Below are 25,383 nucleotides of genomic sequence, written 5' to 3'. Positions count from 1 at the left end.
CCCGCACATGCCCGGAGTCCCCGAGACAGGAGGATAGCTTTCCCGTTTCCGCGCGCCACCCCTGACAAGAATGAAGCAGATCATCGATCTCCTGTGGCATCGCCTTACCGGCATCATGCCGGGGGAACTGAATCAACCCGAACTGGCGTGGCTGGCATTGTCGCGCGCACATACGCCTCTGCTCACGCGCAGACGCGCCCTGCTGATCATCAATCGTGTGCGCCTCTTTGCATTCCTGTTCGCGGTGCTGACCCCGTTATGGAGCGCCGTCGATTTCCTCGTTTTCCCGTTTCCGCTGTGGCTCAGGCTGGCGGTCATGCGCTTTGTCGTGTCAAGCGGACTGCTTGCCCTGCTGGCCCGTTATCCGCCGAGCGGCAGGCTGCCGAACGCCTACCGGGCGCTCGCGCTGCTGTTCTTCATTCCGGCGATGTTCTACCTCAGCTCGGACACCTTGCTGACGACCTACCGTCTGGCCGGCTTTCCCGCCGCCATCGGGGCAGGTTATGCCTTCCTTCCCTTCGTGCTGCTGGCCGGCCTGTCGATCTTTCCTCTCACGATCGCGGAGAACCTGACGATCGCGATCCCCATCCTTCTGGCGCACAGCATTACCGGTTACCTGCACTGGTCGGCATCCGACTGGTCGTTCGCCGCCACCTTGTGGCTGCTGATCCTGATCACGGGCGTGTCGCTGCTGGCCGGCATCAGCCAGCTCGCGTTCATGATCGCGCTGGTGCGGCAGGCAAACCGCGATCCGCTGACCGGCGTCATCGCGCGCAAGACCGGCGAGGAGATGCTGGAGCTGCAGTTCAATATCGCCAGCCGGGGCAATGCGCCATTGGCTGTCGCGTTCATCGACCTCGACCACTTCAAGAGCATCAACGACACGTTCGGCCATGATGCCGGCGACCAGGTCCTGATGACGATGACGGACATCGTGGGTGCCAACTTGCGCGCCGGCGACACGCTGGCCCGTTGGGGCGGTGAAGAGTTCCTGGTGATCATGCCGAATACCGACCTGCCGCAGGCCGAAGCGGCGCTGGCCCGCCTGCGTGGAATCGGCTTCGGCATGCGCCCGGACCACACACCCATCACGGCCAGCATCGGCGTTGCCGAACGCATGGCCGACGGGAGTGCCGAATGGAAAGCGCTGGTCGAGCTCGCCGACCAGCGCATGTACCGCGCCAAGCAGGGTGGGCGCGACCGGGTCGTTTCCGCCTAGATCAGCGTCTGCGCCAGTGCTTCCAGCTGTACGCGGTACGCCTGTGCGTCGAGCTGCCTGCGGGCCACGCCGCTCTCGAAGGCGGCTGCCGCAATCAGCGGCGTGACGCCCGTCAGCAGGCGCTTGTCGAGCAGGGTCGGGACGATGTATTCCTTGCCGAACTGTTCGTCGCTGCGCGCCATGGCCGCCAGTGCCAGCACGCAGGCGCGCTTCATTTCCTGGTTGATCGTCGTCGCGGCCGAGTCGAGCGCGGCGCGGAACAGATAAGGGAAGCAGAGCGCGTTGTTGATCTGGTTCGGAAAGTCGGAACGGCCGGTGGCAATGATCGCGTCGGGCGCTGCTTCGCGCACCAGTTCCGGCCGCAGCTCCGGCTCGGGATTGGCGAGCGTGAAGACGATCGGCTGCGCGGCCATCTTCCGCACATCATCCGGACTGAGCAGGCCAGAACCGGACAGGCCGAGGAAGACATCGGCCATGCCGATCACGTCAGAAAGCGTTTTCGCCGTCGTGTCCTGTGCCCAGGCACGCTTTTCCACCGTCAGCTCACGAGCAGTCGTGATCACGCCACGGCTGTCGCAGACATAGACGTTTTCGCGTTGCACGCCAAGATCAAGCAGCATGTCGAGGCAGGCCATCGCCGCCGCACCCGCACCGGAACACACCACCTTCACTTTCGAGATCTCGCGTCCGGTCAGTTGCACCGCATTCAGGAAGCCGGCGCCGACCACAATCGCCGTACCGTGCTGGTCATCATGAAAAACCGGGATCGAGAGGCGTTCGCGCAGCCGGCGCTCGATGTAAAAGCACTCCGGTGCCTTGATGTCTTCGAGGTTGATGCCGCCGAAGGTCGGATGCAGGGCTGCGACGATGTCGACCAGCTTGTCCGGGTCGGTCTCATCGACCTCGATGTCGAAGGAATCGATGCCTGCAAACTTCTTGAACAGCACCGCCTTGCCTTCCATGACGGGCTTGCCGGCCAGGGGGCCGATGTCGCCCAGGCCGAGCACCGCAGTGCCGTTGCTGATGACACCCACCAGGTTGCCCTTGGCGGTGTATTCATAGGCCTTGGCCGGATCCTTGTTGATTTCGATGCAGGGCGCAGCGACGCCTGGTGAATAGGCCAGCGCCAGGTCAGCCTGGGTGCCGACCGGTTTGGTGACCTGGATCGCGAGCTTGCCGTGCCGGCCCGCGGAATGATATTCAAGAGCTTGTTTGTCCAGCGTGTTCATATTGTCGTTATAGGTAGATGTTGATCGTCGGTTTTCTGCTGGCCGGGTCGGCGCACGTCCGGCCGCGCGCTGCGTGGCGGCATTCGAACAGCTTCCGTGAATGCGAATGCATCACCATCCGCGTCGCGCGGACCGGGTTTCATGATGATGCGGGCACATTCCTGGCCGGTACTCTGGATGGCAAAGAACATCCGCTCGCGCAGCGGCGAAGCGGTGACACAACACAGGGGATCTCTCGTGCAAACGTTCTTGCCATCGTTTGCGGTGTGCACAAAGGCGGGTAGTCTTTGGCGTTCCGTGGACAGGCGTCATGCCGCAATGTACGTTGCGGCACTGCCTGGTCTCTCCCGTTGATAAGGGAGGAGAGGCAAACAGCATTTCCTGCGGCACCGCCCGTCATGGACAAGGGCGCTGCCGCGAGGACGTATAGCCTAGCACATTACAGTCCGCATGGCATTTTTTATGTGATAGCCATGCAACAGCATCGTCAGTGGAAAGCTTCGGCGAGGGACATCACGCGTGGCTGGACGGTGATACCGAAACCGGCGAGCACTTCCTCCATCCTTTTCAGGTTGGCCTCGCGCTCGTCATTGGTCCATCCTTCAAAGATGTCCGTACCGGGTTTCTGGAAATGCAGGTCGATGATCTTCTTTCCGTCGTGGTGCGTGTAAGGCTTGGAGAACACCTGCCTGAATCCCATCCCCTCCATGGCCTTGATGAATTCGGCGGGCGGGTCGCCGGCATCCAGCGCGGCATAGATCATGTAGGTTTTTCCTGGCGGCTTGGCAGCCACGTCCACCACATACACACCGGGTGCAACCGGCAACGACGTACTCTTGAGAAATAGCATCTGCTCCCCTTTTCCCTTGTCTCCTGCAACTTTCGCAAGCAATAAGCTGCTCTAGAGCAATATGCCACTAAACGGCTGCTCCATCAATTGCCTGGCATCCCGGTCGCTCGCTCACGCCGGCTTTATCGTGACCATTCGACAACAATTCGTATTCTGATGAGCGTTAACCGGGTGACGAGATCGATCACGCTGTGCCGTCGCCTTTCTTCGCGAGAAGCAGCGTGCCGGCCGCGAGCAGGATGGCTGCGAACAACAGCGCCGGCGCGAAATCGCTGCTGCCGCCGGAGCCGGCTGAAACCGTCAATGGACCGATGATCTGCCCTGCGGCGAATGCCGATGTCATGGCAGCCAGCAGGACGGTGGCATCCCGTCCCGCGATGCGCTTGGCCTCCTGCAGCGCCACCAGCGTGATGATCATGAACGTGCCGCCCACGCACAGGGCCGCGGCAAGGATCGTCGCAAGGCCCGGCCACAACGCGGGCAGCACAATACCTGCCGCCATCACGACATGGCTCGCCATCCACACGCGCCGATTGCCGGAGCGTCGCGCCAGTCGCGACACCGCGAGAGTCGACAACGCCGCCGCCAGCCCGAACACCGGCCAGGACCATGCGAACAGCGGGGATCCGTGCAAGGCGCTCTTCGCCATCACCGGCAGGAAGGTCGCCGGGATGATGTAGCCGAATCCGAAAATGCCGTAGCAGCACACCAGGCGGATTGCATCGGCGTTCCAGCGATAGCGTGAATGCGTAGGCCTGGCACTTGCGGCATGCCCATCATGCGGCCGGAAGAAGCGCCAGGTTGCTGCCGAGACGAGCAGGGAAAGCAGGCCGAGCAAGACCCAGGCACGGCCGGAATGGGCTGCGGCATGGATCAGCGCGATGCACAGCAAGCCGGCGCTGGCGATGCCGGTGCCAACGCCTGCGAACACGAGGCTGTTCAGAAAGGGGCGTTGATAGACGGCCAGCGTTTCCATGCACCATGCCGACACCGAAATCAGCACCCATGCGCTTGCCATGCCCGCCAGCAGCCGCAGCAGCATCCATGCGGCAAGTGGAAGCCGCCAGCCCATCGCGAGGGTCAGCAGGCCGATGGACAGCAAGCCTGCGCGGATCGCATGTTCCGGGCGGATGCGAACGGCCATGGCGCTCAGCGCACCGAGCAGGTATCCGACGTAATTCGCCGAAGCCAGCCATCCGCCTTCGGTAATCGAGAGGCCGGCGTCCTGCAGCATCATCGGCAGAATCGGAGTGAATGCGAACCGCCCGATACCCATGGCCACCGCGAGGGCGGCAAGCCCTGCGAATGCCTTTGCAAACGGCGGAGAAATCAGGCCGGCAACGGGCCTGTCGAGCAGCGTATCTTTTTCATTCGGCATCGCGACAGTCTACCTTGGATGCCCGATGCGTGCGGAGAAGCAGTGAATGCCCGCTTGTTGCGCACCCGCAGTTACCTGCATCTCCTCCTGAACTCCGGGTGCACGAACAACTCTCAGACATATCTGGTCCCTGTCCACGCACGGACATGCTGCATGGCATGCACAGGGCGTGCTTCGGCGCACTTGCAGGAGGCAATGTGATGGAATCTCCCGGCACAAGAAGCCCCGTTCCTGCCTGGCCCGCTGCCCTGACAGGGCTCATCGCGGCGCTCATCCTGGCTTCCTGTGGCGGCGGTGGCGGCAGCGCCGGTGTCACCACGAATACCACGACAAGTTCCACCTCGCTGCAAGCCGCCGAACGCGAACTGGTCAACGCCTTTGCCGCGACGCTGAGCGGACCGCAGGAGGCGCCGCCGACTGGCAGCGCGGCACAGGGCGCCGGCACCATCGTGCTGAACGCGACCACGCGCGAGATGTCAGCCATCGTGACCACGACCGGCATGACCGGCACTTCAGCGGAAATCAGCCAGGGATCGCCCGGGACCGCCGGGCCGCTCGTGTTTCCACTCGCCGAAAGCATTGCCGGCAGCGGCATCTGGGCCACCCGTGCGACGCTGACGAAAGATCAGGCCAACGTCCTGCGGTCGGGCAACTATTACTTCAACGTGCGCAGCGCGGCATTTCTGAACGGCGAAATCCGTGGCCAGATCCTGACGGAAGATCCCAACGCGAACAGGTCGGCCAGCGTCAATACAGGCAGCACATCAGGCAGCACTTCGACCGGCACCGCCAGTGTTCCGGGAGCGATTCCGTCGATCACCAGTTTCCTCGCCGCGCTGCGTGGCTCACAGGAAGTGCCGGCGAATCCAAGCACCGCGCAAGGCTCGGGAAGCATCGTGATCGATCCAAACACCCGGCAGATGGTTGCCGCGGTGAGCACAACCGGCATCGCCGGCACCTCGGCCAATCTCCTGCAGGAAGCGCCCGGTGTCGCCGGGCCGGTCATTGTGCCGCTGGTGTCATCCGGGCCCGGCAGCAACGTGTGGCTGGCACGCACCACGCTTACCGCGGCACAATACGATGCGCTACGTGCAGGCAACCTCTACTTCGATGTGCGCAGCGTTGCTTTCCCGAACGGTGAAATTCGCGGCCAGATCCTGCCGCAGCAGCAGTCCCTCGCGGCGCTGAATCAGGCGGCCAACAGTGATTTCAGCAAGCTCTCCAACCCGCTCAATATCGGAACGAACAACGCATCCGGCAGCACATCCACGACGCCTTCGGACTTCGGCCCGACCGGCAGCACCACCGGCACCATCAGCATTCCGGGAGCGATGACCGGGACAAGTGGGACAGGAACAGGAACAGGAACAAGCGCCGGCGGCAGTGCGGGCATTATGGGCTTCTGACTACGCCTGCCACACGCCATAACCGGCTTCACGCAGGCCGATCGCAAGCTCGACTTCCATCTCGCGCGCGCCCTGGTAGGGCATCGGGTTGTACATCTCATAGAGTTCGGGCAGCAGGCGCAGTCCGAACTCCTGCACGAAACGGTTGGCTTGGATGCCGGCCTTGTGTTTGTCGAAACGGATATCGGGGTCAAGGCCTGTCATGCCCACGTACACGCAGGGCTTGCCCTCGACATAATCGGGATTGGATTTCCTGAAGCGCGCCTCGTACAGCACGTCGCGTGAAAGCTCGACCACGTACACGTGGTAGTGGTAGCGGCGTGCCATGTTCTTCGGCTGCTAAGGCGTCAGCTCACTTCTTCGGCATCATGCCGGTCACCGGCTTCACCGCGCCGCAGTCGGCGGCCAGCCATTTGCCGCTGGTCTCCTGGTGCTGGTTCACCGGCTGGCCATGCATCGTGCCCTTGAAATCGTAGGTGGACGTAAAGCTTTCACTGCCCGCGAAGCTGCCCTTCGCCTTGCCCTCGCCTTTCATCTGGTCACCGTTGCAGACGATGTCGACACTGTAGGTGTTGCCGCTGCGCTGGTAGTTCTTCGTCTGGCAGCCGGTTTCCTTTTCATCGATGCCGGGCGGCTGGTCGGCCTCGGCCATCTGTTTGGTGATGCACACTTTGGTCACCATCGCGCCGTCCTGAAACTGCGGCACATTCACGCCCATCTTGCGCATCTGCTCCATCTGCTCCGGTGGAATCTTCGGCATGTTCTTCATGGCATCCGACTTCATCGTCATTTCCCAGAGGCCGGGTTTCATCTGACCAGCGGCCAATGCGTGCGCGGAAACAGACAGCATGGAACAGAGCAGCAGCGAGGTAGTGAGTGTACGCATGAAGTCTCCTGGAGCGATAAGGTGGACGGATGGCACGAGGGCCGGGCAAGCACCCTGGACATGGTTTGCATTCTATCAAAACCATTCCACGCGAACGGGAATTTGCCCGGGCGCAGTTTCCCTTTTGCTCACTTGTGGTAGCCTTCACGGAACGCGCTGCAATGAAGCATTTTTCAGGCGCTCTCACTCGACTCCTTTCGAGACGTCATGTATACCCAGTTCTTCAGGCTGAAACAGACTCCGTTCTCGATTTCGCCGGATCCGCGTTACCTGTTCATGAGCGAGCGTCATCGTGAGGCGCTGGCGCATCTCCTGTACGGCGTCGACGCGGGCGGCGGCGTCGTGCTGCTCACCGGAGACATCGGAACCGGGAAGACCACCATCTGTCGCTGCTTTCTCGAGCAGGCGCCCGCAAGCTGCAACCTGGCGTACATCTTCAATCCCAAGCTGAATGTCATCGAGCTGCTGCAGGCCGTCTGCGAGGAATTCCACATCGACGCAAAGCCCGGCATGGGCGTCAAGGATTACGTCGATGCGCTCAACCGCTTCCTGCTGGCCGCGCACGCCGAGCGGCGCAACAATGTGCTGATCATCGACGAGGCGCAGAACCTGTCGGCCGACGTGCTTGAGCAATTGCGCCTGTTGACCAACCTGGAAACCAACGAACGCAAGCTGTTGCAGATCATCCTGATCGGTCAGCCAGAACTGCGCGCGATGCTGCACAAGCCCGAGCTGGAGCAACTGGCCCAGCGCGTCATTGCGCACTATCACCTGAGCGCGCTGTCCGAAGAGGAAACCGCCAGCTACATCCAGCACCGGCTCGCGACCGCCGGGCTGACCGGCGCATCGCCCTTCCAGCAGCCGCAGATGAAGCTGATCCACCGGCTGACCGGCGGCGTCCCGCGCCGCATCAACCTGCTGTGCGACCGCGCCATGCTCGGCGCCTTCGCCAACGGCGCACATGAAGTGGACCACGCCACGATCGAGTGCGCGGCGAGCGAGCTGTTCATCAACCAGCACAACCGAATGCACGGTCGGCGCAGCCAATGGAAGATCGCGGCGCTTGGCATGCTGGCCGCGGCGCTGGCCGGCGCTGCCGTGTGGAGCCTCGGCGATCTTTCCCGACTGCCTGCGATCTATGCGGCGTGGAGTTCGCCTTCCAGCGTCGAGCGCGTCAAGCTCGTCGCGCATGATGGACATAATGTGCATGAAGTACCAGCCTCCGCCCCTGCGAGCGCAGCAGAGGAAAAACCGCGGGAAGCGCCAGCTGCGCAGGCGTCTGCTCCCGTGACGGAAGCGGTGAAAGACAAGGAAGTGGAAGCCATCATCTCGGCGCAGGATGGAAACATGGCGGGCGCCTTTGCCGGCGAGGCGGAAGCGGTGCGCGAACTCGCGTCGCTGTGGAACGTGGCGCTGGCAGGCAACGATCCCTGCGACAGCAGCGCGAACCCGCTGGTCCGCTGTCATCGCAGCAGTGGCGGATTTGCCGAGCTGCGCAAGCTGGACCGCCCTGCCGTCCTCAAGTTGTATGACGCCGGCAACAAGCCGCGTTACGCCGTGCTGACCGCGCTTGGCGACACTGCGGCGAGCCTGCGTGCAGAGGGAACGATGCAGAGTGTGCGGCTGGTCGACCTGACCCGTTTCTTCCGCGGCGAGTTTGTGACCCTCTGGCGCGTACCCGACGGTCCGGCCGGCGCTGCAGTGTCCGGCGGCTGGATTGCGGCACAGCTTGCGAAGATCAACGGCCTGGATGCGGCCGCTGATCCACTATCCGGCCAGGAACTGCAGAAACAGGTGCGCCTGTTCCAGCGCGCCCACGGCCTGTTCGTCGACGGCGTCGCAGGCCCGGTGACGGTCATGTTCATCAATCGCCTCGTGGGCGTGGCCGAACCGCGCCTGCACGAGGTTCATGCATCAGGAGAGTAAGCCATGTCGTATATCCTCGATGCACTGAGAAAGGCCGAGGCGGAGCGTCGCATCGGTGCGTCGGCCACATCACAGGCATCAACTGTGCTCGGTGCGCAGTTTGATCGCGCGCCGCAGCGGCCGGCCCGGATCTGGTGGCTGTTATTGCCGGCGGTCGCCGCGGCCGCCGCAGGCGGCGTATGGTTCGGCGCCTCCCAGACGAAAACACCGGCCGTGACCGCAACCGCGCCGGCGACGACACCCAGCGCGCCGCCGCAACCGCAGCCGGTTGCTCCTGTCGCGGAAAAGGTGGCGCCAGCTCCGGAAAACACGGCGCCTCCTGCAATCGCTGCAACGCCATCCGTGCAGAAAGCGGAACCGGAACAAGCACAGCCGCCGAAGGAAAGTGTCAGGCACAAGGCACCCGACAAGAAGCCACGCGTGACGGCAGCCGAGCGAAAGCCGGCGCCGCGTCCGGTCGCGGCCGAGGAGCCGCGCGTGCCGGGACTGCGCGAACTGCCGGAGGCTATCCAGCGGGAGATCCCGCCGCTTGCCATTGGGGGTTACCTCTACTCCGGCAACAAGGCGGACCGCACCGTGCTCATCAATACGAAACTGCTTCGCGAAGGTGATGAAGTGGCGCCCGGCCTACGGCTCGAAACGCTGATGTCAAACGGGATGGTGCTGAACTTCAAGGGGCACCGTTACCGGATGCCCTACTGATCGCCCATATCGTTTCAGCCAAGCTGGACCGCCGCCGGGAACGCGGCGCGTCCCGTCACACGGCGTTCAACGCTTGCCGCCTGCGCCGCTTCGTCGATGGCATTCATCACTTCCTCCGGTGCGAAATGATGGACCATATGGCCGGCGCCACCAACAATGTGCAACGTGCTGTGCCGGATATCCTGGTGCAGCGCCTCGGAATGCACATGCATGTCGGCGTACCTGTCGCTGTCACCCGCCATGATCACGACCGGCATCGCGAGTTCGCGGTAACGATCGTGCAGCGCATAAGCCGCAGGGATCATCATTGCCGCATCCCCCGCCGACGCGCGCAACTGCTTGGGACGCAAGGTCATCCACACCGGGAATTCATCCATGAACTTCTCAGGTACAGGAGCCGGGCCGAAGAGGCGGCGACGCATGGCGGGCCAGATCATGCGCCCGAGCAGCGGCGAGATGGTATAACGCAGCAGATCACCGATGACCGGTATCGCCGGCGGTGACAGCAATGGGACGTCGAGCCGCGCGGTGGGATAGTAATAACCCGACAGCAGCACAAGGCTCTTCACGTAATCTGGCGCCTGCAGCGCAAGTGAAATCGCGACCAGCGTGCCCAGGGAATGCCCGAGCACGATGGGTCGCTCGATGCCGAGGCGGTGCAAGGCGAGATGGAGCAATTCCGCCTGCGCCTGGGGCGTCCAGACGGTAGTGCGCGGCCGATCGCTGTAGCCGTATCCCGGGCGGTCGAATGCGATCACGCGATACTTCTTCGCCGCGAGATCGATCAATCCGCTCAGTGCAAAATCCTGGATCATGCTGCCGTCGCCGTGCAGAAGCACGAGCGGCTGCCCCTCGCCGCGCTCGACGTAATGCAGCCGGACTCCCTCGACTTCGATGAAGCTGCCCAGCGGCGGATTGTCGCGCTCGGCTTCCTGTGTACGGCTGCGCACCACCACGGCCGATGCGACCAGTGCCGCGGCGGCCGCGATCAGCAGCGCATTGCGCGTACCCGATGAGCTTGCTGCAGATTCTCCGATGACGCCTTCGTTGTTCGACAGCTGAACCATTCTTTGCACTCCTGACAAGTTGGATGTCCCTGTTGGAAGGCGTATTGCTGCCTGAAGTTCAACCATGTTGTTTTGCCTGCGTCAAACTGCTGTCGCGCCGGCAACGTCCAGGGCGGGTTGACATTGGATGTATATGCATATATCGTCACTCCATCCTCATTCCTGTCTGCGGAAGACCGTGAAACCGTTCAGAATGCCCTGCTATGCCGGCTCGATCCGCCAGGCCTCACGCATCGTGACGCAGATGTACGACCAGGCACTCAAGCCGTCCGGTGTGAAGATCACGCAGTTCGGCATCCTGCGCCTGCTAAGCGTCCAACCGGGGCTGACGACCGGGGCGATGGCAAGCGCGCTTGTGATGGACAGCACCACACTGACGCGCACCCTGAAGATCATTGAAGAAAACGGCTGGATCGCGGCAACAGCCGGCGAGGACAGGCGTGAGCGCCACTGGACCCTCACGCGTGCTGGAGAGGAACGTGTGCAGCAGGCGCTGCCCTTGTGGAAACAGGCGCAAAAGGAATTCGCGCAACTTGCCTCCGACGTCGATCTCGATGGCCTGACACGGGCCGTGTTTCATCTGGTGCAGAAAACGGCGGCCTGAAATTTTTTTAGCCGTTTATGTGTATATACATCTACCTCAAAAGGAGAAAGCGATGGACAACGCAAACCTGGACGTGGTGCAAGGCAGGAATTTTTCGGGAGCGCAGGTCGGCGAACTGACGGATCTGCACAACTACCAGTTCTATCATCCGCTCGGCAAGGGACGCGGCTTCCCCGGCAAGCTGTTCCTGCAGGAGCCGCTGCAGATGACGGGCATGGAAGTGTCGCTGAACAAGCTGCCAGCAGGGCAAGGCGTTCCGTTTTATCATCAGCATCGCGAACATGAGGAGCTGTACATTTTCCTCAAAGGCAGCGGACAGTTCCTGATCGACGGCAAGGTGATCGAGGTGCGTGAAGGCACCGTGATCCGCGTCGCGCCGGAAGGCGTGCGAACCTGGCGCAATCATTCGCAGGAAGACCTCTACTACATCGTCGTGCAGGCAAAGGCCGGCAGCATGCAGGCCAAGGGCATCGAGGACGGCATGGTACTGCCGGAGAAGGTCGACTGGCCGGCATGAAGCAGGATCACGCTGTCCGCACCTCCATTCACTGATGCAAAGGCAAGCAATGCAAAACCTCAACACTCTCGAATCCTTCAACCAGCGCGGCAAACCCTTCCTTCCGGGCCTGCTCGGCATCGTCGTCACCGGCGTCGGAAAAGAAACCCTGAACGCGGAACTGACCGTACAGCAATCGCACCTGGCGCCGAACGGCTATCTGCATGCAGGCAGTGTCGTCACGCTGGCGGATACCGCGTGCGGCTATGCCTGCATCGTCAACCTGCCGGAAGGTGCGAGCAGCTTCACCACGATCGAACTCAAGAGCAATTTCATCGGCACGGCGCGCGAAGGCGTGATTGAGTGCGAGGCGAAAGCGGTCCACACCGGCCGCAACACCCAAGTGTGGGACGCACAGGTGCGCCACCGCGATACCGGCAAGCTGATCGCAACCTTCCGCTGCACGCAGATGATTCTCTGGCCAAAATAAGAGTTTGTTCACCGCAACTGGCACGATGGTGCGCGGGTCGGTACCATGATTGTTCCGACCCGGTGAACCATCCATGAACGACAGCCTTTCCCTGTTCAGCGGCAGCAGCACGCCTGAAACGATCCCGATGCAGGATGCGCAAGTACGCTTCATGCAGGCGTTCTACCGTCAGCCACTTTCCGGCGAACTGATGGAACGCCTGCTGAGCGAGATATGCTGGCGCCAGGAAACCATCATCCTGTGGGGCAAGGAGCATCTGCAGCCTCGCCTCTCGGCCTGGTATGGCGACGCAGGCAGCCGCTACACGTACTCCGGCGTGATGCTTGATCCGCATCCCTGGAGCGACACGCTGCTCCGCATCCGGCGCGACATCGAAAACGCGACGGGGCATCACTTCAACAGCGTCTTGCTGAATCTCTATCGTAACGAGCATGACAGCGTTGGCTGGCACAGCGACGCCGAACCCGAACTCAGCAATGCGCCCGCGATCGCCTCGCTCAGCCTCGGCGACACGCGCATGTTCCGCCTGCGGCACAGGAAAAGGAAAGAGGTGCAACAAGTCTCGATCGCACTGACCGACGGCAGCCTGCTGCTGATGGAAGGGACGACGCAACGGTTCTGGCAACACGCCGTCATGAAGGAAAAGGATGCGCGCCTGCCGAGGATCAACCTGACCTTCCGCACCATCCAGCACCAGAAATAAAAAAACGGCACCGCATTGCATGCGATGCCGTTCAAGGTGACGTGCAAACGGCTGGCAGCAACCGCCGCTTGCCGCCAGGAGCCAATATCGATCAGTCGCGGCGCGCGGCCATCACCCGCAGTTCCTGCGCCAGATTGGGCATGACGGACTCGTAACGCGCGGCAATCAGCTCGGCGTCGGCGAATTCATACTCGTGGCGGCGTACCGTTACGGATGCGCCATCCTTGCGGACGGGGACGGCGAGCAACGCGGCGAGCAGCGCGCGGGCGGCACGACCAACGTTCTGTGTATAGGAGAGACCGGCGTTCGCCGGGGCATGTGAACCGTATGTCAGCGTGGACATGATGCTTACCTCTTCAGAAAAGTCTATTGCTTGATTGCAGTGTATGGGTGCAACAGAGATAAATCCAATTGCGATTACCCATATCAGATATCCATTTCGTGAATACGGAAATTGACAAGACCAAAGGACGGATGCCGCTTGCACAATGATTTGCTCGCGCCGCACTCCTCGCCGGAAATTTGCAACCTCTTGTAACGGGCACAACGATAACCGCCTGAATTCATGGGGAATCGCGAGAGCCCGTTACATTCCTCTACAACAATATTCCCCGGCACACGCGGTTTGCTGCGAACATGAAGCATGACGATTCACGGCAGGAAAACACGGCACCTGGTTGCCACCCTGCCATCACCCTGGAGAACCATCATGAAAAATACCGGCGAAGCAATCCTTGCCTCCGCCGCGCTCGCCCTGATTGCAGCAACGCCCGCCCATGCCGGCCCGCCGCCCTGGGCGCCGGCGCACGGCCACCGTGCACATCAGGAAGAAGCGCAAGTCGTGCGCGAATACCGCTATGTCTACTATCCGGCACAGCAGGTGTACTACGCGCCCGAGCAGAACATGTGGTTCTGGATGAATGGCAGGAACTGGCAGTTCGGTGTCAACCTGCCCATGCAGTACCGCGTCTCGACAGGCTCCGGCGTGCAAGTCATGCTTGCCTCGAACCGTCCCTATGTCCAGCACGCCTATGTGGAGGAAACCTACGGACGTCCGTGGCGCGAGCGGCACGGCCATGGCGAACGCGGGCATCACCACCACCGGGACTGAATCTGCAGTGATGCGCCAGCAAGAATGCAAACAAGAATGTGAACGGGCGGGTGCGAAAGCATCCGCCCGTTTTGCATGGGTCGAATTCGTCCGCCGCGCCGGACATTGATAGAATGGTGCCCGTCTTGCATATGCGACACAACGGACGCGACGATGACCTACCTGGCGATCAAATACCTGCACATGACCTGCGCCGCGCTGAGCGGCAGCCTCTTTTTCTTCCGCGGCATGCTGATGCTGGCCGACTCACCGCTGCTGCAGCGCCGCCCCATGAAGATCCTTCCGCACCTGATCGACACGGTGCTGTTGACCAGCGCGCTGATCATGGTCTTCTGGAGCCACCAGTATCCCTTCGTGCAACCCTGGCTGACTGCCAAGGTGCTCGCCCTGATCGCCTATATCGTGGTCGGCAGCGTCGCCATCAAGCGTGGCAAGACCAAGGGCATCCGCACGGCTGCATTCGTCATCGCTCTGCTGCTGTTCGGCTATATCGTGAAGGTGGCGCTGACGCGGCAGGTATGGTGGTGGTAAAGCGCCACGAAAGCGCCACGGTTTTCGATACGGATAACGGAACAAGCTTGGAACCATTCACAACTTTCGGCGCTTCGGCATATCCGGTCGACGACATCCAACTGTTCCAGGGCACAGCCCTGGCGCAGGTCGCCGCACTGCTCGCACCCTGCGAGGTCATGTGCGTGACTGCCGGCCAGCCAGTGCTCGGCCAGCGCGAGAACGGTGCATGCCTGTACATCGTGCTGCGCGGAGCGCTCAACGTCACGCATGCCGATCTGCACGCGGGGCAGACGGATGCCGCCACCAGTATCCTGCCCGGTGAATGCGCGGGCGAACTGTCCGTTCTCGACGGCGAGGCCAGTTCCGACCACATCCATGCGCTGCAAGATTCGGATGTGCTGGTGATCCCCGCCGACACGCTGTGGAAGCTGGTCGACGAGTCGAACGGCGTGGCGCGCAATCTGCTGCGACTGCTATCCTTCCGTATCCGCGCCGCGAACGCCCAGCTCCGTCGGCGCCAGAAGGTCGGCGAGTTTTACCGCCAGCTGTCGATGGTCGACGGCCTGACCGGCCTGCACAATCGTGCCTGGCTGAACGACAATCTGCCCAGCATCGTCGAGAACGCGCATGCGGCCAGCAGCCCGATGTCGCTCATCATGATCGACATCGACCACTTCAAGCGATTCAACGACGAGCACGGCCATGTCACGGGCGACCATGCGCTGCAGATCGCGGCGAAGGCCATTCGGTCCTGCCTGCGCCCGACCGATTTCGCCGCACGTTTCGGTGGCGAGGAACTACTCGTCATCCTGCCCTCCTCCAGCCAGAAGACCGCCCTGCTCGTGGCGCAGCGGCTGCGCGACAGCGTCCGCCAGTCGGTCGTCTTCAGCGAAATGCGCCGCCCACTGCCGCACATCACCGCCTCCTTCGGCGTTGCGACGCTCGAGCCCGGGCAGCATGCCGAAGAACTGGTTTCCGCGGCCGATGCAGCACTGTATCGCGCCAAGGAAGACGGCCGGGACCGCGTGGCGCTCTGAAACAGCGTGGCAGCGGCGCATTTCCGATAGCAGTTCGACATCGTTTGCAGCGTTCCCAGTCATGCATTGCCATGCTGACGGCGGCAGTAAGCCGTTCCTCCCGCCCGGTATAATGTCGGGTTCCGCATCCGCGCAACACAACACCATCATGCTCCGCTCCCCCGAACTGCTCCTGCCCGCCGGCTCGCTCGCCAAGATGCACGCCGCCTTCGACTTCGGTGCCGACGCCGTCTATGCCGGCCAGCCGCGCTACAGCCTGCGCGCCCGCAACAATGAATTCTCGACGCTCGACACGCTCGCCGCCGGCATCAACGAAGCGCACGCACGCGGCAAGCTGTTCTTCGTCGCCAGCAACATCTTTGCGCACAACGCCAAGCTGAAAACCTACCTGCGCGACATGGAACCGGTGATCGCCATGAAGCCGGACGCGCTGATCATGGCCGATCCCGGCCTGATCATGATGGTGCGCGACAAGTGGCCGGAGCTGCCGATCCACCTGTCGGTGCAGGCCAATGCGGTGAACTGGGCCGACGTGAAATTCTGGCAGCGCATGGGCCTCACGCGCGTGATCCTGTCGCGCGAACTGTCGCTCGACGAGGTCGAGGAGATCCGCCAGCAATGTCCTGACATGGAGCTCGAAGTCTTCGTGCATGGCGCCTTGTGCATCGCCTACTCCGGCCGCTGCCTGCTGTCCGGCTACTTCAACCATCGCGACCCCAACCAGGGCACCTGCACCAACTCCTGCCGCTGGGATTACAAGGTGATGAACGCCTCCGAGGATGCCACTGGCGACATCGCGCGCGTGCCCGTGGAAAAAATCCAGTTCAACTACCAGCAGGCGCTGGAGGACGCGAACCAGTCCTTCGCCGCGCTGGGCGATACGCCGCGCCATCCGCTCGCGGATCGCCCCTACCTGATCGAGGAAGCGGGCCGCCCCGGCCAGCACATGCCGATCCTGGAAGACGAACACGGCACCTACATCATGAATTCGAAGGACCTGCGCGCGGTCGAGCACGTCGAGCGCCTGGTGAAGATCGGCGTCGACTCACTGAAGATCGAGGGCCGCACCAAGTCGCTGTACTACGTTGCGCGCACGGCGCAGGTCTACCGCCGCGCCATCGACGACGCGGCGGCAGGACGCCCCTTCAACGAGAACCTGCTCGGCGAACTGCAGGGGCTCGCCAACCGCGGCTACACCGACGGCTTCTACCAGCGCCACCACACCGAGGAATACCAGAACTACATGAGCGGCGTGTCGGAAGTCCACCGCAGCCATTATGTTGGCGATGTGCAATCGGTGGCGGACGGCTGGGCGGATGTTGAAGTGAAGAACCGCTTCTCCGTCGGAGATCGACTGGAAGTCATACACCCGAGCGGCAACCAGGTCGTGACGCTCGAGACCATGCTGACCCAGGAAGGTGAGCCCATCAAGGTCGCCGCCGGCAGCGGGCATCGCGTGCGCATCCCGCTGGATGCGCGTTACGACAAGGCACTGCTGGCGCGCCTGCTGTGACGGGCATGACGGCACTTGTGCCTGTATTTGTTGTCAATCCATTTCCGGTGCGCACAACCGCAGGAGACATGTCATGAAATGGGAAGGCAATCGCGAAAGCGAAAACGTGGAAGACCGTCGCGGTGAAGGCGGTGGCGGATTCGGCATCGGCCTGGGCGGCGGCTCGCTCGGCATCGGCACCGTGGTCATCGCGGTGGTCGCAGGCCTGCTGTTCGGCGTCAACCCGCTGTCCATCCTCAGCATGCTCAGCGGCGGCTCGGGACAGGTGGCGCAAGTCCAGCCTGCGCATCAACCGCCCGCCAATGACCGAAGCACGCACTTCGTGAAAACCGTGCTGGCCGATACCGAAGACACCTGGACCGCGCTGTTCCGTGAGCGCGGCGCGACCTACGTCGATCCGCACCTGGTCCTGTTTTCCGGCCGCACGCCGACCGCCTGCGGCATGGGCGTGACGGCCACCGGCCCCTTCTACTGCCCCGGTGACCAGAAGATCTATATCGATCTCAGCTTCTACCGCCTGATGCGCGAGCGCTTCGGTGTATCGGGCGAATTCGCGCAGGCCTATGTGATCGCGCACGAGGTCGGCCACCATGTGCAGAACCTGATGGGCATCACCGAGAAGTTCGACAATGCGCGCCGCGGCATGTCGGAGCGACAGGCCAATGCGCTGTCGGTGCGGCTCGAACTGCAGGCCGACTGTTTTGCCGGCGTCTGGGCCAACCATGCGAACCAGGCGCGGAACATCCTCGAGAACGGCGACGTCGAGACTGCGCTCAATGCAGCCAGCGCGATCGGCGACGACGCTCTGCAGCGCCAGGCGCGCGGCGAAGTGGTGCCGGACTCGTTTACGCACGGTACCTCTGCGCAGCGCGTGCGCTGGTTCAAGCGCGGCATCGAAACCGGCAAGATCAGCGCGTGCAACACCTTCCAGGCACGACAACTGTGAAGCCATAAGGCCCTTCACCCAGTAGCGCAATAACAAGGACAACCATGCAATCCCTCGAATTCCGCCTGCACGGCGACCACGTCGAACTCAACCAGTTGCTGAAGCTGACTGGCCTCTGCGATAGCGGCGGCGCCGGCAAGGCGATCGTCGCAGGCGGCGATGTCTCCGTGGACGGCAAGGTGGAACTGCGCAAGACCGCAAAGATCCGTGCAGGACAGGTCGTTACACTGGGCGATGTGCGCATCCGGGTTCTTGCCGGCTGAACTTTCCCCGTACGGCACAGTCAATGCAAGGTTATGCTTCCTGCGGCAAGCGCGGGAAGTCCCTTCACCCCTTGCTGTGTCCGCCGCTGCGCGTCGCCAGCATCACTGCAGAATGGCGATGCCATGCTGAACCGCTACGGCAAACTGATTTTCATCGACCTGGAAACCACCGGGCCGAATCCCCTGTGCGACCACATCACCGAAATCGGGCTCGTTGAAGTCTCGGCTGCGGGCGTGCAGCGCTGGTCCACGCTGGTCAATCCGGAGATGCCGATCCCGCCCTTCATCCAGCAGCTCACCGGCATCAGCGATGACATGGTGCGCGACGCGCCCACCTTCGATACGGTGCAGGAGGAATTGCTGGAACGCCTCCGCGGTAGCCTGTTCATCGCGCACAATGCGCGCTTCGACTACGGCTTCCTGCGCCACGCATTCAGACGCTTCGGCGCGAACCTGCGATGCGAAGTGCTCTGCACGGTGAAGCTGTCGCGCAAGCTGTTTCCGGAAGAGGCCAGGCACAGCCTCGATGCATTGGTCGAGCGCCACAAGCTGTCCGCGCATACGCGCCATCGTGCGTTGGCCGACGCCGACCTGCTGTGGCAGTTCTGGCGCAAGCTGGAAGCGACGCTGCCGGCCGACACCATGCTCGAGGCGATCCGGCAACTGCTGCATCGTCCCAATCTGCCGACGCACCTGGACCCGGATCTGCTCGACGACCTGCCCGATGGCCCGGGCGTCTATGTGTTTTACGGCGAACATGATATGCCGCTGCATGTCGGCAAGGCGGCGCACCTGCGCCAGCGCATCCTCACGCATTTTCATGCCGAACACCCCTCGTACAGGGACATGCGCCTTGCGCGCCAGATGCGCCGGCTGGAATGGCACGAAACCGCAGGTGAGGTTGGCGCGCAACTGTTGCAGGCGCAGTTGATGAAGCGACAGAAGCCGACACTTCCGGGTGCGCACGAGTCCACGTTGTGCTCATGGCAGCTGCGTCCCGATGCGTCCGGTGTGCTGCGCCCGGCGCTGGTGTTTGCGAGCGAGATCGACTTCGGCAGGGCGACGGGTTTGCATGGCCTGTTCACGTCACGCGAAAAAGCGCAGGCGGCCCTGCACGCGCTGATGGAAAAGCACCCCAACAACAGCGCCGAGAATCAGCAAGAGTTCCTGCTCGCGGCGCTGTCATCGATCAGCATCCAGGCATGGCCCTACGACGGTCCGGTCGCGATTGTCGAAACCGGCGTGGATGGGCGGTCCGATGTGCACGTGGTCGATAACTGGGTCAGCCTTGGCATCGCGCATGACGCATGGGAAATCCGGCAACTGCTGGATCGCGCTCCGGCCCGCTCTTCCTTCGACGTCGATAGCTACAGGATCCTGTCGCGCGCGCTGAAGCTCGGCAAGGTGCAGGCGCGGCCGCTGCACGCCGCACACTCTGTACCATCGGTGCGATAGTCCTTCATCCGGCGCGCAGCTTCGCGGCCCTGGCCGTTTGCCTTTTCTGCCATTGCTCCGCCCAGTGATGCAAGGGCGTGAGCGATTTCAGCAATTGCCGGCCCGGCCCGGTGAGGCCATAACCGCTCGGCTCTTCCAGCAGCACAATGTCCGCTTCGCGCAAGTCGCGCAAGCGCTGGTTGAGCACCGTGGGCGACATGTCGTCGCAATGCTCGCGCAATTCGCGAAAGGTCAGCGGTCCGTCGCGCAGCTCCCACAGAATGCGCAACACCCATCGCCGCCCAAGCAAATCGAGCAGCATCATGATCGGACGTCCGCTGCGCGATCCACGCACGCTTGTCCCTGGGCTTGGCAAAGACATTCATCCTCCGCTACGAAAAATGTAGTAATTTTACTGCATGACATCTGTCTGTCCGTGCAGAGGCGATGCGCACCAGCGTCCCAGCGATTCCTCACTGCTCAACAACCTGGAGTGAAAAAGAAAACGGGCCGCAAATGCGGCCCGCTCGTCGATCAAATCATTTCAGCGCATCAGCTCTTGGCAACTGCAGTCGCTTGCGACAGGCTGTTCACCGCCGTCGTCAGATTGGATTCCATCACTTCGACGGCCTGCCTGGCCGTCTTCGTCAATTGCTCGTAGCCGTTGTTGGCACTGCCGATCGCCGTCTTGACGATGGTGACCATGTTGTCGGAGCCGACCGGCGCCTTGCGTGCCGCGTCTTCGATGAAGCCAGTGACCGTAGTGCTGAACTGCGCGATCTGCGCTTCAGCGACCTTGGTGAATTCAGCCTGCGTCGCACCTGCAATGCTGATGAGGTGGTTGCCGTAGGCGATGGCCTTTTCGACGTTCGGCGTGGAATGCGCGCTGATGATCGACATGAATTCCTGCGGATCCCTTGCGGTCAGCATCTGGCGGGTTGCCGCTGTCGCGTCTTCCATCGATGCACGGATCGCAGCGATGTTCAGGTTGAGCAGCTTCTCGATGCTCTCCAGCGTCTTATTCGTCAGTGAAGTGCAGAGCGCGAGATTGGCTTCGAGGTTGGCCTTGGTGGCAACGGAAATTTGGTCTTGAATCGGGAACATGAAAACTCCAGTAACAGGTGCGGAACGCGAGCCAGGCACGGCGAAAACGTTGTCAAAATATGTTGCGCAGCAACATGGAATATTCTAGAGACGAAACTCACGCAGAACAAGCTTCTTTTTGTGCGATGCACGATTACTCATTTCCTTTCTGGCCTCACTGACAATCTTCAATGCGTGAAGCACAACACCGACCCGTTTTCCTGATCAAACATGCACTGGTCTTGTTCGCCATGCGCCTCCTCGCCGCATTTCACCACACACCGCCCAAAATAAGACTAATATAAAGTCGAACGCAGTTTGATTCGCCGAGCAGCATCCCGAAATCGGAATACAAGGGATAGGCAACGATGAATAACGAAAATCACCGCGCCCGCCTCTATTATCTTTTTGGCGCGAGCAGCCCCCAAAGGTCTTCTTGGCTGGAACGTTTGCCAGCCGGCTTGTTTGGCATATCGGTCGGATTGTTCGGACTGAATGGCGCATGGCGACGCGCAGGCGTCTACGGTTGGGCGTTCGCTGCGCAAGTCAGCGAACTGATGGCCTGGCCGGTGACAGTGATCTGGATCGCATCACTGGTGTTGTATGGCCTCAAGTGCAGGTTTTATCCGCAAGCCGTGATGGTCGAATACCGGCACCCCGTACAGGGATCGCTGCTTGCCCTGATTCCCTTGTCGTTGCTCCTGGCTGTCATCCAGTTCGGTCACCCCGATCAGGACATCTGGCTGGTGCTCGCCATGATGGCGCTCGGTTTGATCCTGGTCATTTCTGCGCGCGTGGTGTCCATGCTCGCCACCGCGCAAATGCCTTTGAATGCGGTCTCTCCTGCGCTCTATCTGCCGATTGTCGGCGGCGCGCTGATCGGCGCGATGACGCTTGCCACGCTCGGGTATCCCGGATGGGGTGCGATGCTGTTCGGTACCGGCATTTCCGGCTGGGCGCTGCTGGAAGCACGCGTGCTCAGCAGCCTGTTCCAGGGTCCGATGCCGGATCCCCTGCGCCCGACCATTGGGGTGGAGTTGGCGCCACCGGCCATTGCCACCCTGGCTGCGGCAAGCCTCTGGCCCGCGCTACCGGGTGATGTGCTGGTGATTGGCCTCGGCATGGCCGTCGCACCATTCGTCGGCGTCGCGGCGCGCTATCCATGGTGGAGCAGTGTTCCCTTCTCGATCGGCTTCTGGTCCTTCTCCTTTCCGCTCGCCGTTTTCGCGAGCGTGACGATCGAAGTGATACACCGCGGGAGATGGCCGCTGTGGATCGGCATCATCGCGCTGCTGCTTGCATCGGCCGCCATCGCATTCCTTGCCGTGCGCACCATCGCGCTGCTGGCGCAGGGCAAGCTGCTGCCACAATAAAAATTCTGGCGGAGACGGTTTTCGCTCGCCCACTGGCTGGCGAGGAAATTGATGGTCGCCGGACCGGGCCGCTGCGGGCCCGGCGAGCGCTTCGTTACAGGGTTTCGGACCGCCGGTTCGTCCTGCGATCGGCAGAATGCGACGAGATGCGGAATTCGAGATTGGTGATACCGACCGCACCGGGCGGACCGGCGACAAAACCAAAGCCCTGCTTCACCGGGAACAAGCAGTTGTCGCGCAACATCAGGTCGGCTTGGCAATTAGGCGTCGGGCTGTAGAGGTGCTGCTTGATTTCATTCCAGACCGGTTCGGTCACCCAGCCATAGAGGTAAAGCTGGTGCGGATACAGTGAGCTGTCCGACTCGAGATAGCCTTTCTGGTTCTTCTGCAGAGGTGGCTGCTCCGGCAGGGTATTCGACACTGACAGTTCCACCGATCCCTCGCCGATCGGGAATGCTTCTTCATTCTGGAAGGTGGCATAAGCCACGCGCAGGTGCCAGCGGCAGGTCAGGGTAATGTTCTTTTCCATGCCCACTTTTTCGGTCGCCATCGAGAGGCCGTCGGCGATCGTCAGCTGGGTGCAGGTGATCTGCCCGATCAGCGTGGGTTCCAGTTTGCGGAATTCATCGAGGTTTTCGTGCAGGTTCCAGAAAAACCACTTCACCCGCTCCCCGTCCGTCATCTCGGCCAGTTCCGAAATCGGCCGGTTGCCGTGGGATTCGATCGTCTTCATGACCTCCCTGCGCGCCTTTTCATGCGCATCATCAATTTCGGTGCCAAATCGCTGGATGTAATCGCTCCGCATATACCTCTCCAAGAGTCGCGTCCAAATAATTCAGTGTAGAACCCATTTCCCAAAAAAACAGGGGGAGGCCGGCAGGCAGGGCTTGAGTGCGCGCAATCCTGCACCTCTTGCGGGTAGATCATCGGTCCGATGCGTTAGTTCATGCTTCTGCGGCCTTTGGCGTCATTTCGCGGAAAAGGCCGGGATTTCGGGCGATGCTCGACCCAAGGAAGTGCTACCTGCCGAGGTAGGATAGACATAGAATCCCCCAACCATCGACGAAAGAGCCCTATGCCGAGCCTCATTTACATTGCCGATCCGATGTGTTCCTGGTGCTATGGCTTCGGGCCGGAACTGGCTGCCCTGCTGGAGGGCCTCCCCGGCGGCATGCCGCTCGAGATCATGGTCGGCGGATTGCGCCCCTATACGACGAAGCCGATGGACGCGGCGCTGAAGGCATCGCTGCTGGAGCACTGGCGCAAGGTCTCCGGCCAGACCGGCCTGCCGTTCGACTACGACGCACTGTCGCGTGACGGCTTCGTGTACAACACCGAACCGGCATGCCGCGCCGTTGTCGCAGCGCGCATGCTGGCACCGCAGCTCTCGCTGTTCGTGTTCCATGCGCTGCAGCGGGCGTTCTACGCGGAAGGCCAGGATGTGACCCAAGGCAATGTGCTGGCCGAGATCGTTTCCGCCGCGCTGACCGAAGCCGGCCATCCGACCGATGCCGCGACCTTCCTCACGGTGTGGAATTCCGACGCCGCCATCACGGCCACGCGGGATGACTTCCTGCAGGCGGAACGCTGGGGAATCACGGGCTTCCCGACCCTGGTTCTCGAACACAACGGAAAGCTGGACCTGGTCACCTCGGGCTTTGTGCAGATGCCGAAGCTGATCGGCCTGCTGCAGGAGATCGTGGACCGCGAGCAGGCCACGTCGCCGAGCTGAATTTCCGCTGGCGCAACCGAGGCGGCAAACAGGAAGCTCCATGCAAAAAACCCGGCGTCGAAACTACGACGTCGGGTTTTTTGTTGGGTACTGCACAGCGACCTTCAAAGGCCGCTGCTGACGTAGTGGCTGCTTACTTTGCAGCGGCCTTCTTCGCCTTGTGGTGACGTGCCTTCTTGGCTTTCTTAGCCTTCTTGGCCTTCTTGGCCGGCTTGGCAGCCGGGGCAGCAGCGTCGGCCGAAGCGGCAGCCGGGGCAGCCGGAGCGGCCGGTGCTGCGGGGGCTTGTGCGAAAGCGGTGCCGGCGGCGAACGCAGCAGCGATCAGGGCAGCGATCAGTTTTTTCATGTTCGGAATCCTTTTTCGGTTGAGTGTAGACAAGCTCTACCCTTCCAATAACGCAACCGCGCAAATTTTGTTGACGGGAAATTCGAACTTTTTTTTGCGCCCGAAAGTTGACTGAATCACAGCAAGAAAAACGGCGCGACCCAGACCGTCGGGTCCGGAGCCACGCCGATGGCGACCTGGAATGCGCGCAGCCAGGATCAATACATGTGCTGCCCGCCGTTGATGGCGATGTTGGCGCCGGTCAGGAAGGCGGCTTCGTCGGAAGCCAGATAAGCAACCAGGCCGGCCACTTCTTCCGGCTTGCCCAGGCGTCCCATCGGAATTTGCGGAATGATCTTGCTTTCCAGGACTTCGGTGGGGATGGCCATCACCATTTTGGTGCCGATATAGCCGGGCGAAATCGTGTTGACGGTCACGCCCTTGCGCGCGACTTCCAGCGCCAGCGCCTTGGTGAAGCCGTGCATGCCAGCCTTCGCAGCCGAGTAGTTGGTCTGGCCAAAGGCGCCCTTCTGTCCGTTGACCGACGAGATGTTGATGATGCGTCCCCAGCCGCGATCAGTCATGCCATCGCAAACCGGTTTGGTCATGTTGAAGACGGAATCGAGATTGGTGCGGATCACTGCATCCCAGTTGGTCTTGTCCATCTTCTTGAAGGTCATGTCGCGCGTGATGCCGGCATTGTTGACCAGCACGTCGACCGGACCGATTTCCCCGGTGATGGTGTCGATGCACTCCTGCGCGGAGGCGTAGTCCGCGACGTCACACGGAAAGGCGCGGAACTTGAAGCCTTGCTGCTCCATGGAGTTCAGCCACTCTGCGGCCCGGGTGTTACCGGGAGAATAAGTCGTGACCACCTGGTAGCCAAGCGCAGCCATCTTGATGCAGATTGCTTCGCCGAGACCACCCATACCACCTGTGACTAATGCGACTCTTGCCATGTTCGTTTCTCTCTATAACGATTGCGATGAAATAAAACAGCCAGCAACCGAGGAAACGGCTATGCACATGCACCATCCGGCAGCGGCGCCGGAAGCGACGCACCAGATCCGTGCCAATTTCCCCTTGTTGCCCAGCCC

29 protein-coding genes are annotated in these 25,383 nt (G+C 61.8%); 17 read left to right on the top strand and 12 right to left on the bottom strand.

The window, feature by feature from the left end:
* The first annotated feature begins 70 nt into the window (after window positions 1-70).
* On the top strand, window positions 71-1,219 hold the full coding sequence (locus tag VJ698_RS12010) for a GGDEF domain-containing protein (protein WP_324102997.1): 1,149 nt from the start codon (window positions 71-73) through the stop codon (window positions 1,217-1,219).
* Here VJ698_RS12010 and VJ698_RS12005 read toward each other — a convergent pair.
* From VJ698_RS12005 to VJ698_RS11995, 3 genes are all read right to left on the bottom strand, one after another.
* Complete coding sequence (locus tag VJ698_RS12005; protein ID WP_414691150.1) at window positions 1,216-2,448, bottom strand: malic enzyme-like NAD(P)-binding protein; 1,233 nt, start codon at window positions 2,446-2,448, stop codon at window positions 1,216-1,218. The two genes, VJ698_RS12010 and VJ698_RS12005, sit on opposite strands and share 4 nt — an antisense overlap.
* 487 nt (window positions 2,449-2,935) lie before the next feature.
* Complete coding sequence (locus VJ698_RS12000) at window positions 2,936-3,298, bottom strand: hypothetical protein (RefSeq protein WP_324102996.1); 363 nt, start codon at window positions 3,296-3,298, stop codon at window positions 2,936-2,938.
* A gap of 184 nt (window positions 3,299-3,482) precedes the next feature.
* Complete coding sequence (locus VJ698_RS11995) at window positions 3,483-4,676, bottom strand: YbfB/YjiJ family MFS transporter (RefSeq protein WP_324102995.1); 1,194 nt, start codon at window positions 4,674-4,676, stop codon at window positions 3,483-3,485.
* 200 nt (window positions 4,677-4,876) lie between these two features.
* Between VJ698_RS11995 and VJ698_RS11990 the strand changes: the two genes are divergently transcribed.
* Window positions 4,877-6,082, top strand: a complete 1,206-nt coding sequence (locus VJ698_RS11990) for a CHRD domain-containing protein (RefSeq protein ID WP_324102994.1) — start codon at window positions 4,877-4,879, stop codon at window positions 6,080-6,082.
* On the opposite strand, the gene VJ698_RS11985 is transcribed toward VJ698_RS11990, so the two are convergent.
* Both VJ698_RS11985 and VJ698_RS11980 read right to left on the bottom strand, forming a co-directional pair.
* A complete protein-coding gene (locus tag VJ698_RS11985; RefSeq protein WP_324102993.1) occupies window positions 6,083-6,409 on the bottom strand; it encodes a hypothetical protein in 327 nt (108 codons plus the stop codon).
* A gap of 25 nt (window positions 6,410-6,434) precedes the next feature.
* On the bottom strand, window positions 6,435-6,968 hold the full coding sequence (locus VJ698_RS11980) for a DUF3617 domain-containing protein (RefSeq protein ID WP_324102992.1): 534 nt from the start codon (window positions 6,966-6,968) through the stop codon (window positions 6,435-6,437).
* A gap of 207 nt (window positions 6,969-7,175) precedes the next feature.
* Between VJ698_RS11980 and VJ698_RS11975 the strand changes: the two genes are divergently transcribed.
* Both VJ698_RS11975 and VJ698_RS11970 read left to right on the top strand, forming a co-directional pair.
* Window positions 7,176-8,894, top strand: coding sequence for an ExeA family protein (locus VJ698_RS11975; protein WP_324102991.1), 1,719 nt, complete (start codon window positions 7,176-7,178; stop codon window positions 8,892-8,894).
* 3 nt (window positions 8,895-8,897) lie between these two features.
* Window positions 8,898-9,596, top strand: a complete 699-nt coding sequence (locus tag VJ698_RS11970; RefSeq protein WP_324102990.1) for a general secretion pathway protein GspB — start codon at window positions 8,898-8,900, stop codon at window positions 9,594-9,596.
* A gap of 14 nt (window positions 9,597-9,610) precedes the next feature.
* Here VJ698_RS11970 and VJ698_RS11965 read toward each other — a convergent pair whose 3' ends face one another.
* The gene (locus VJ698_RS11965; RefSeq protein ID WP_324102989.1) at window positions 9,611-10,663 is read right to left on the bottom strand and encodes an alpha/beta hydrolase; all 1,053 of its coding nucleotides are present in this window, start codon (window positions 10,661-10,663) and stop codon (window positions 9,611-9,613) included.
* Window positions 10,664-10,841: 178 nt separating this feature from the next.
* On the opposite strand from VJ698_RS11965, the gene VJ698_RS11960 reads away from it, so the two are divergent.
* From VJ698_RS11960 to VJ698_RS11945, 4 genes are all read left to right on the top strand, one after another.
* Entirely contained in the window at window positions 10,842-11,267 is a 426-nt protein-coding gene (locus VJ698_RS11960) for a MarR family winged helix-turn-helix transcriptional regulator (RefSeq protein ID WP_324102988.1), read from the top strand.
* Window positions 11,268-11,319: 52 nt separating this feature from the next.
* Complete coding sequence (locus VJ698_RS11955) at window positions 11,320-11,784, top strand: cupin domain-containing protein (RefSeq protein ID WP_324102987.1); 465 nt, start codon at window positions 11,320-11,322, stop codon at window positions 11,782-11,784.
* Between the two features lie 49 nt (window positions 11,785-11,833).
* A complete protein-coding gene (locus tag VJ698_RS11950) occupies window positions 11,834-12,253 on the top strand; it encodes a PaaI family thioesterase (RefSeq protein ID WP_324102986.1) in 420 nt (139 codons plus the stop codon).
* Between the two features lie 73 nt (window positions 12,254-12,326).
* Window positions 12,327-12,956, top strand: a complete 630-nt coding sequence (locus tag VJ698_RS11945; RefSeq protein WP_324102985.1) for an alpha-ketoglutarate-dependent dioxygenase AlkB family protein — start codon at window positions 12,327-12,329, stop codon at window positions 12,954-12,956.
* A 91-nt stretch (window positions 12,957-13,047) separates the two neighbouring features.
* Here the strand turns inward: VJ698_RS11945 and VJ698_RS11940 are convergent, their stop codons facing one another.
* Window positions 13,048-13,299 (bottom strand): hypothetical protein, encoded by a 252-nt coding sequence (locus VJ698_RS11940; protein ID WP_324102984.1) that lies wholly within the window; start codon window positions 13,297-13,299, stop codon window positions 13,048-13,050.
* 366 nt (window positions 13,300-13,665) lie between these two features.
* Between VJ698_RS11940 and VJ698_RS11935 the strand changes: the two genes are divergently transcribed.
* The 7 genes from VJ698_RS11935 (at window position 13,666) to VJ698_RS11905 (ending at window position 19,794) form a co-directional block, all read left to right on the top strand.
* Window positions 13,666-14,067: a hypothetical protein gene (locus tag VJ698_RS11935; protein ID WP_324102983.1), complete on the top strand. Its 402-nt coding sequence runs from the start codon at window positions 13,666-13,668 to the stop codon at window positions 14,065-14,067.
* A gap of 153 nt (window positions 14,068-14,220) precedes the next feature.
* Window positions 14,221-14,598: a SirB2 family protein gene (locus tag VJ698_RS11930; RefSeq protein ID WP_324102982.1), complete on the top strand. Its 378-nt coding sequence runs from the start codon at window positions 14,221-14,223 to the stop codon at window positions 14,596-14,598.
* Between the two features lie 47 nt (window positions 14,599-14,645).
* Window positions 14,646-15,617, top strand: coding sequence for a GGDEF domain-containing protein (locus VJ698_RS11925; RefSeq protein WP_324102981.1), 972 nt, complete (start codon window positions 14,646-14,648; stop codon window positions 15,615-15,617).
* 148 nt (window positions 15,618-15,765) lie between these two features.
* Window positions 15,766-17,130 carry a tRNA 5-hydroxyuridine modification protein YegQ gene (gene yegQ, locus VJ698_RS11920; protein ID WP_324102980.1) on the top strand — a complete coding sequence of 455 codons (1,365 nt, stop codon included), beginning with the start codon at window positions 15,766-15,768 and terminating at the stop codon, window positions 17,128-17,130.
* A 73-nt stretch (window positions 17,131-17,203) separates the two neighbouring features.
* Complete coding sequence (ypfJ, locus tag VJ698_RS11915; protein WP_324102979.1) at window positions 17,204-18,076, top strand: KPN_02809 family neutral zinc metallopeptidase; 873 nt, start codon at window positions 17,204-17,206, stop codon at window positions 18,074-18,076.
* Window positions 18,077-18,120: 44 nt separating this feature from the next.
* Window positions 18,121-18,339, top strand: coding sequence for an RNA-binding S4 domain-containing protein (locus VJ698_RS11910; RefSeq protein ID WP_324102978.1), 219 nt, complete (start codon window positions 18,121-18,123; stop codon window positions 18,337-18,339).
* Between the two features lie 123 nt (window positions 18,340-18,462).
* Complete coding sequence (locus tag VJ698_RS11905) at window positions 18,463-19,794, top strand: exonuclease domain-containing protein (RefSeq protein WP_324102977.1); 1,332 nt, start codon at window positions 18,463-18,465, stop codon at window positions 19,792-19,794.
* 4 nt (window positions 19,795-19,798) lie between these two features.
* Here VJ698_RS11905 and VJ698_RS11900 read toward each other — a convergent pair whose 3' ends face one another.
* Both VJ698_RS11900 and VJ698_RS11895 read right to left on the bottom strand, forming a co-directional pair.
* A complete protein-coding gene (locus VJ698_RS11900) occupies window positions 19,799-20,155 on the bottom strand; it encodes a helix-turn-helix domain-containing protein (RefSeq protein WP_324102976.1) in 357 nt (118 codons plus the stop codon).
* 170 nt (window positions 20,156-20,325) lie between these two features.
* Window positions 20,326-20,877 carry a phasin family protein gene (locus tag VJ698_RS11895; RefSeq protein WP_324102975.1) on the bottom strand — a complete coding sequence of 184 codons (552 nt, stop codon included), beginning with the start codon at window positions 20,875-20,877 and terminating at the stop codon, window positions 20,326-20,328.
* A 347-nt stretch (window positions 20,878-21,224) separates the two neighbouring features.
* On the opposite strand from VJ698_RS11895, the gene VJ698_RS11890 reads away from it, so the two are divergent.
* Window positions 21,225-22,229, top strand: coding sequence for a hypothetical protein (locus VJ698_RS11890; protein ID WP_324102974.1), 1,005 nt, complete (start codon window positions 21,225-21,227; stop codon window positions 22,227-22,229).
* A 94-nt stretch (window positions 22,230-22,323) separates the two neighbouring features.
* Here VJ698_RS11890 and VJ698_RS11885 read toward each other — a convergent pair whose 3' ends face one another.
* The gene (locus VJ698_RS11885; protein ID WP_324102973.1) at window positions 22,324-23,034 is read right to left on the bottom strand and encodes a hypothetical protein; all 711 of its coding nucleotides are present in this window, start codon (window positions 23,032-23,034) and stop codon (window positions 22,324-22,326) included.
* Between the two features lie 270 nt (window positions 23,035-23,304).
* On the opposite strand from VJ698_RS11885, the gene VJ698_RS11880 reads away from it, so the two are divergent.
* Entirely contained in the window at window positions 23,305-23,961 is a 657-nt protein-coding gene (locus VJ698_RS11880) for a DsbA family protein (protein ID WP_324102972.1), read from the top strand.
* Window positions 23,962-24,094: 133 nt separating this feature from the next.
* Here the strand turns inward: VJ698_RS11880 and VJ698_RS11875 are convergent, their stop codons facing one another.
* Both VJ698_RS11875 and phbB read right to left on the bottom strand, forming a co-directional pair.
* Entirely contained in the window at window positions 24,095-24,307 is a 213-nt protein-coding gene (locus VJ698_RS11875; RefSeq protein ID WP_324102971.1) for a hypothetical protein, read from the bottom strand.
* Between the two features lie 197 nt (window positions 24,308-24,504).
* On the bottom strand, window positions 24,505-25,245 hold the full coding sequence (phbB, locus tag VJ698_RS11870; RefSeq protein ID WP_324102970.1) for an acetoacetyl-CoA reductase: 741 nt from the start codon (window positions 25,243-25,245) through the stop codon (window positions 24,505-24,507).
* Between the last annotated feature and the right edge of the window lie 138 nt (window positions 25,246-25,383).

Source organism: Noviherbaspirillum sp. (assembly GCF_035254685.1).
In the GTDB taxonomy this organism is placed as follows: Bacteria; Pseudomonadota; Gammaproteobacteria; order Burkholderiales; family Burkholderiaceae_D; genus Noviherbaspirillum.
This window is presented reverse-complemented; position numbering and strand designations above follow the sequence as displayed.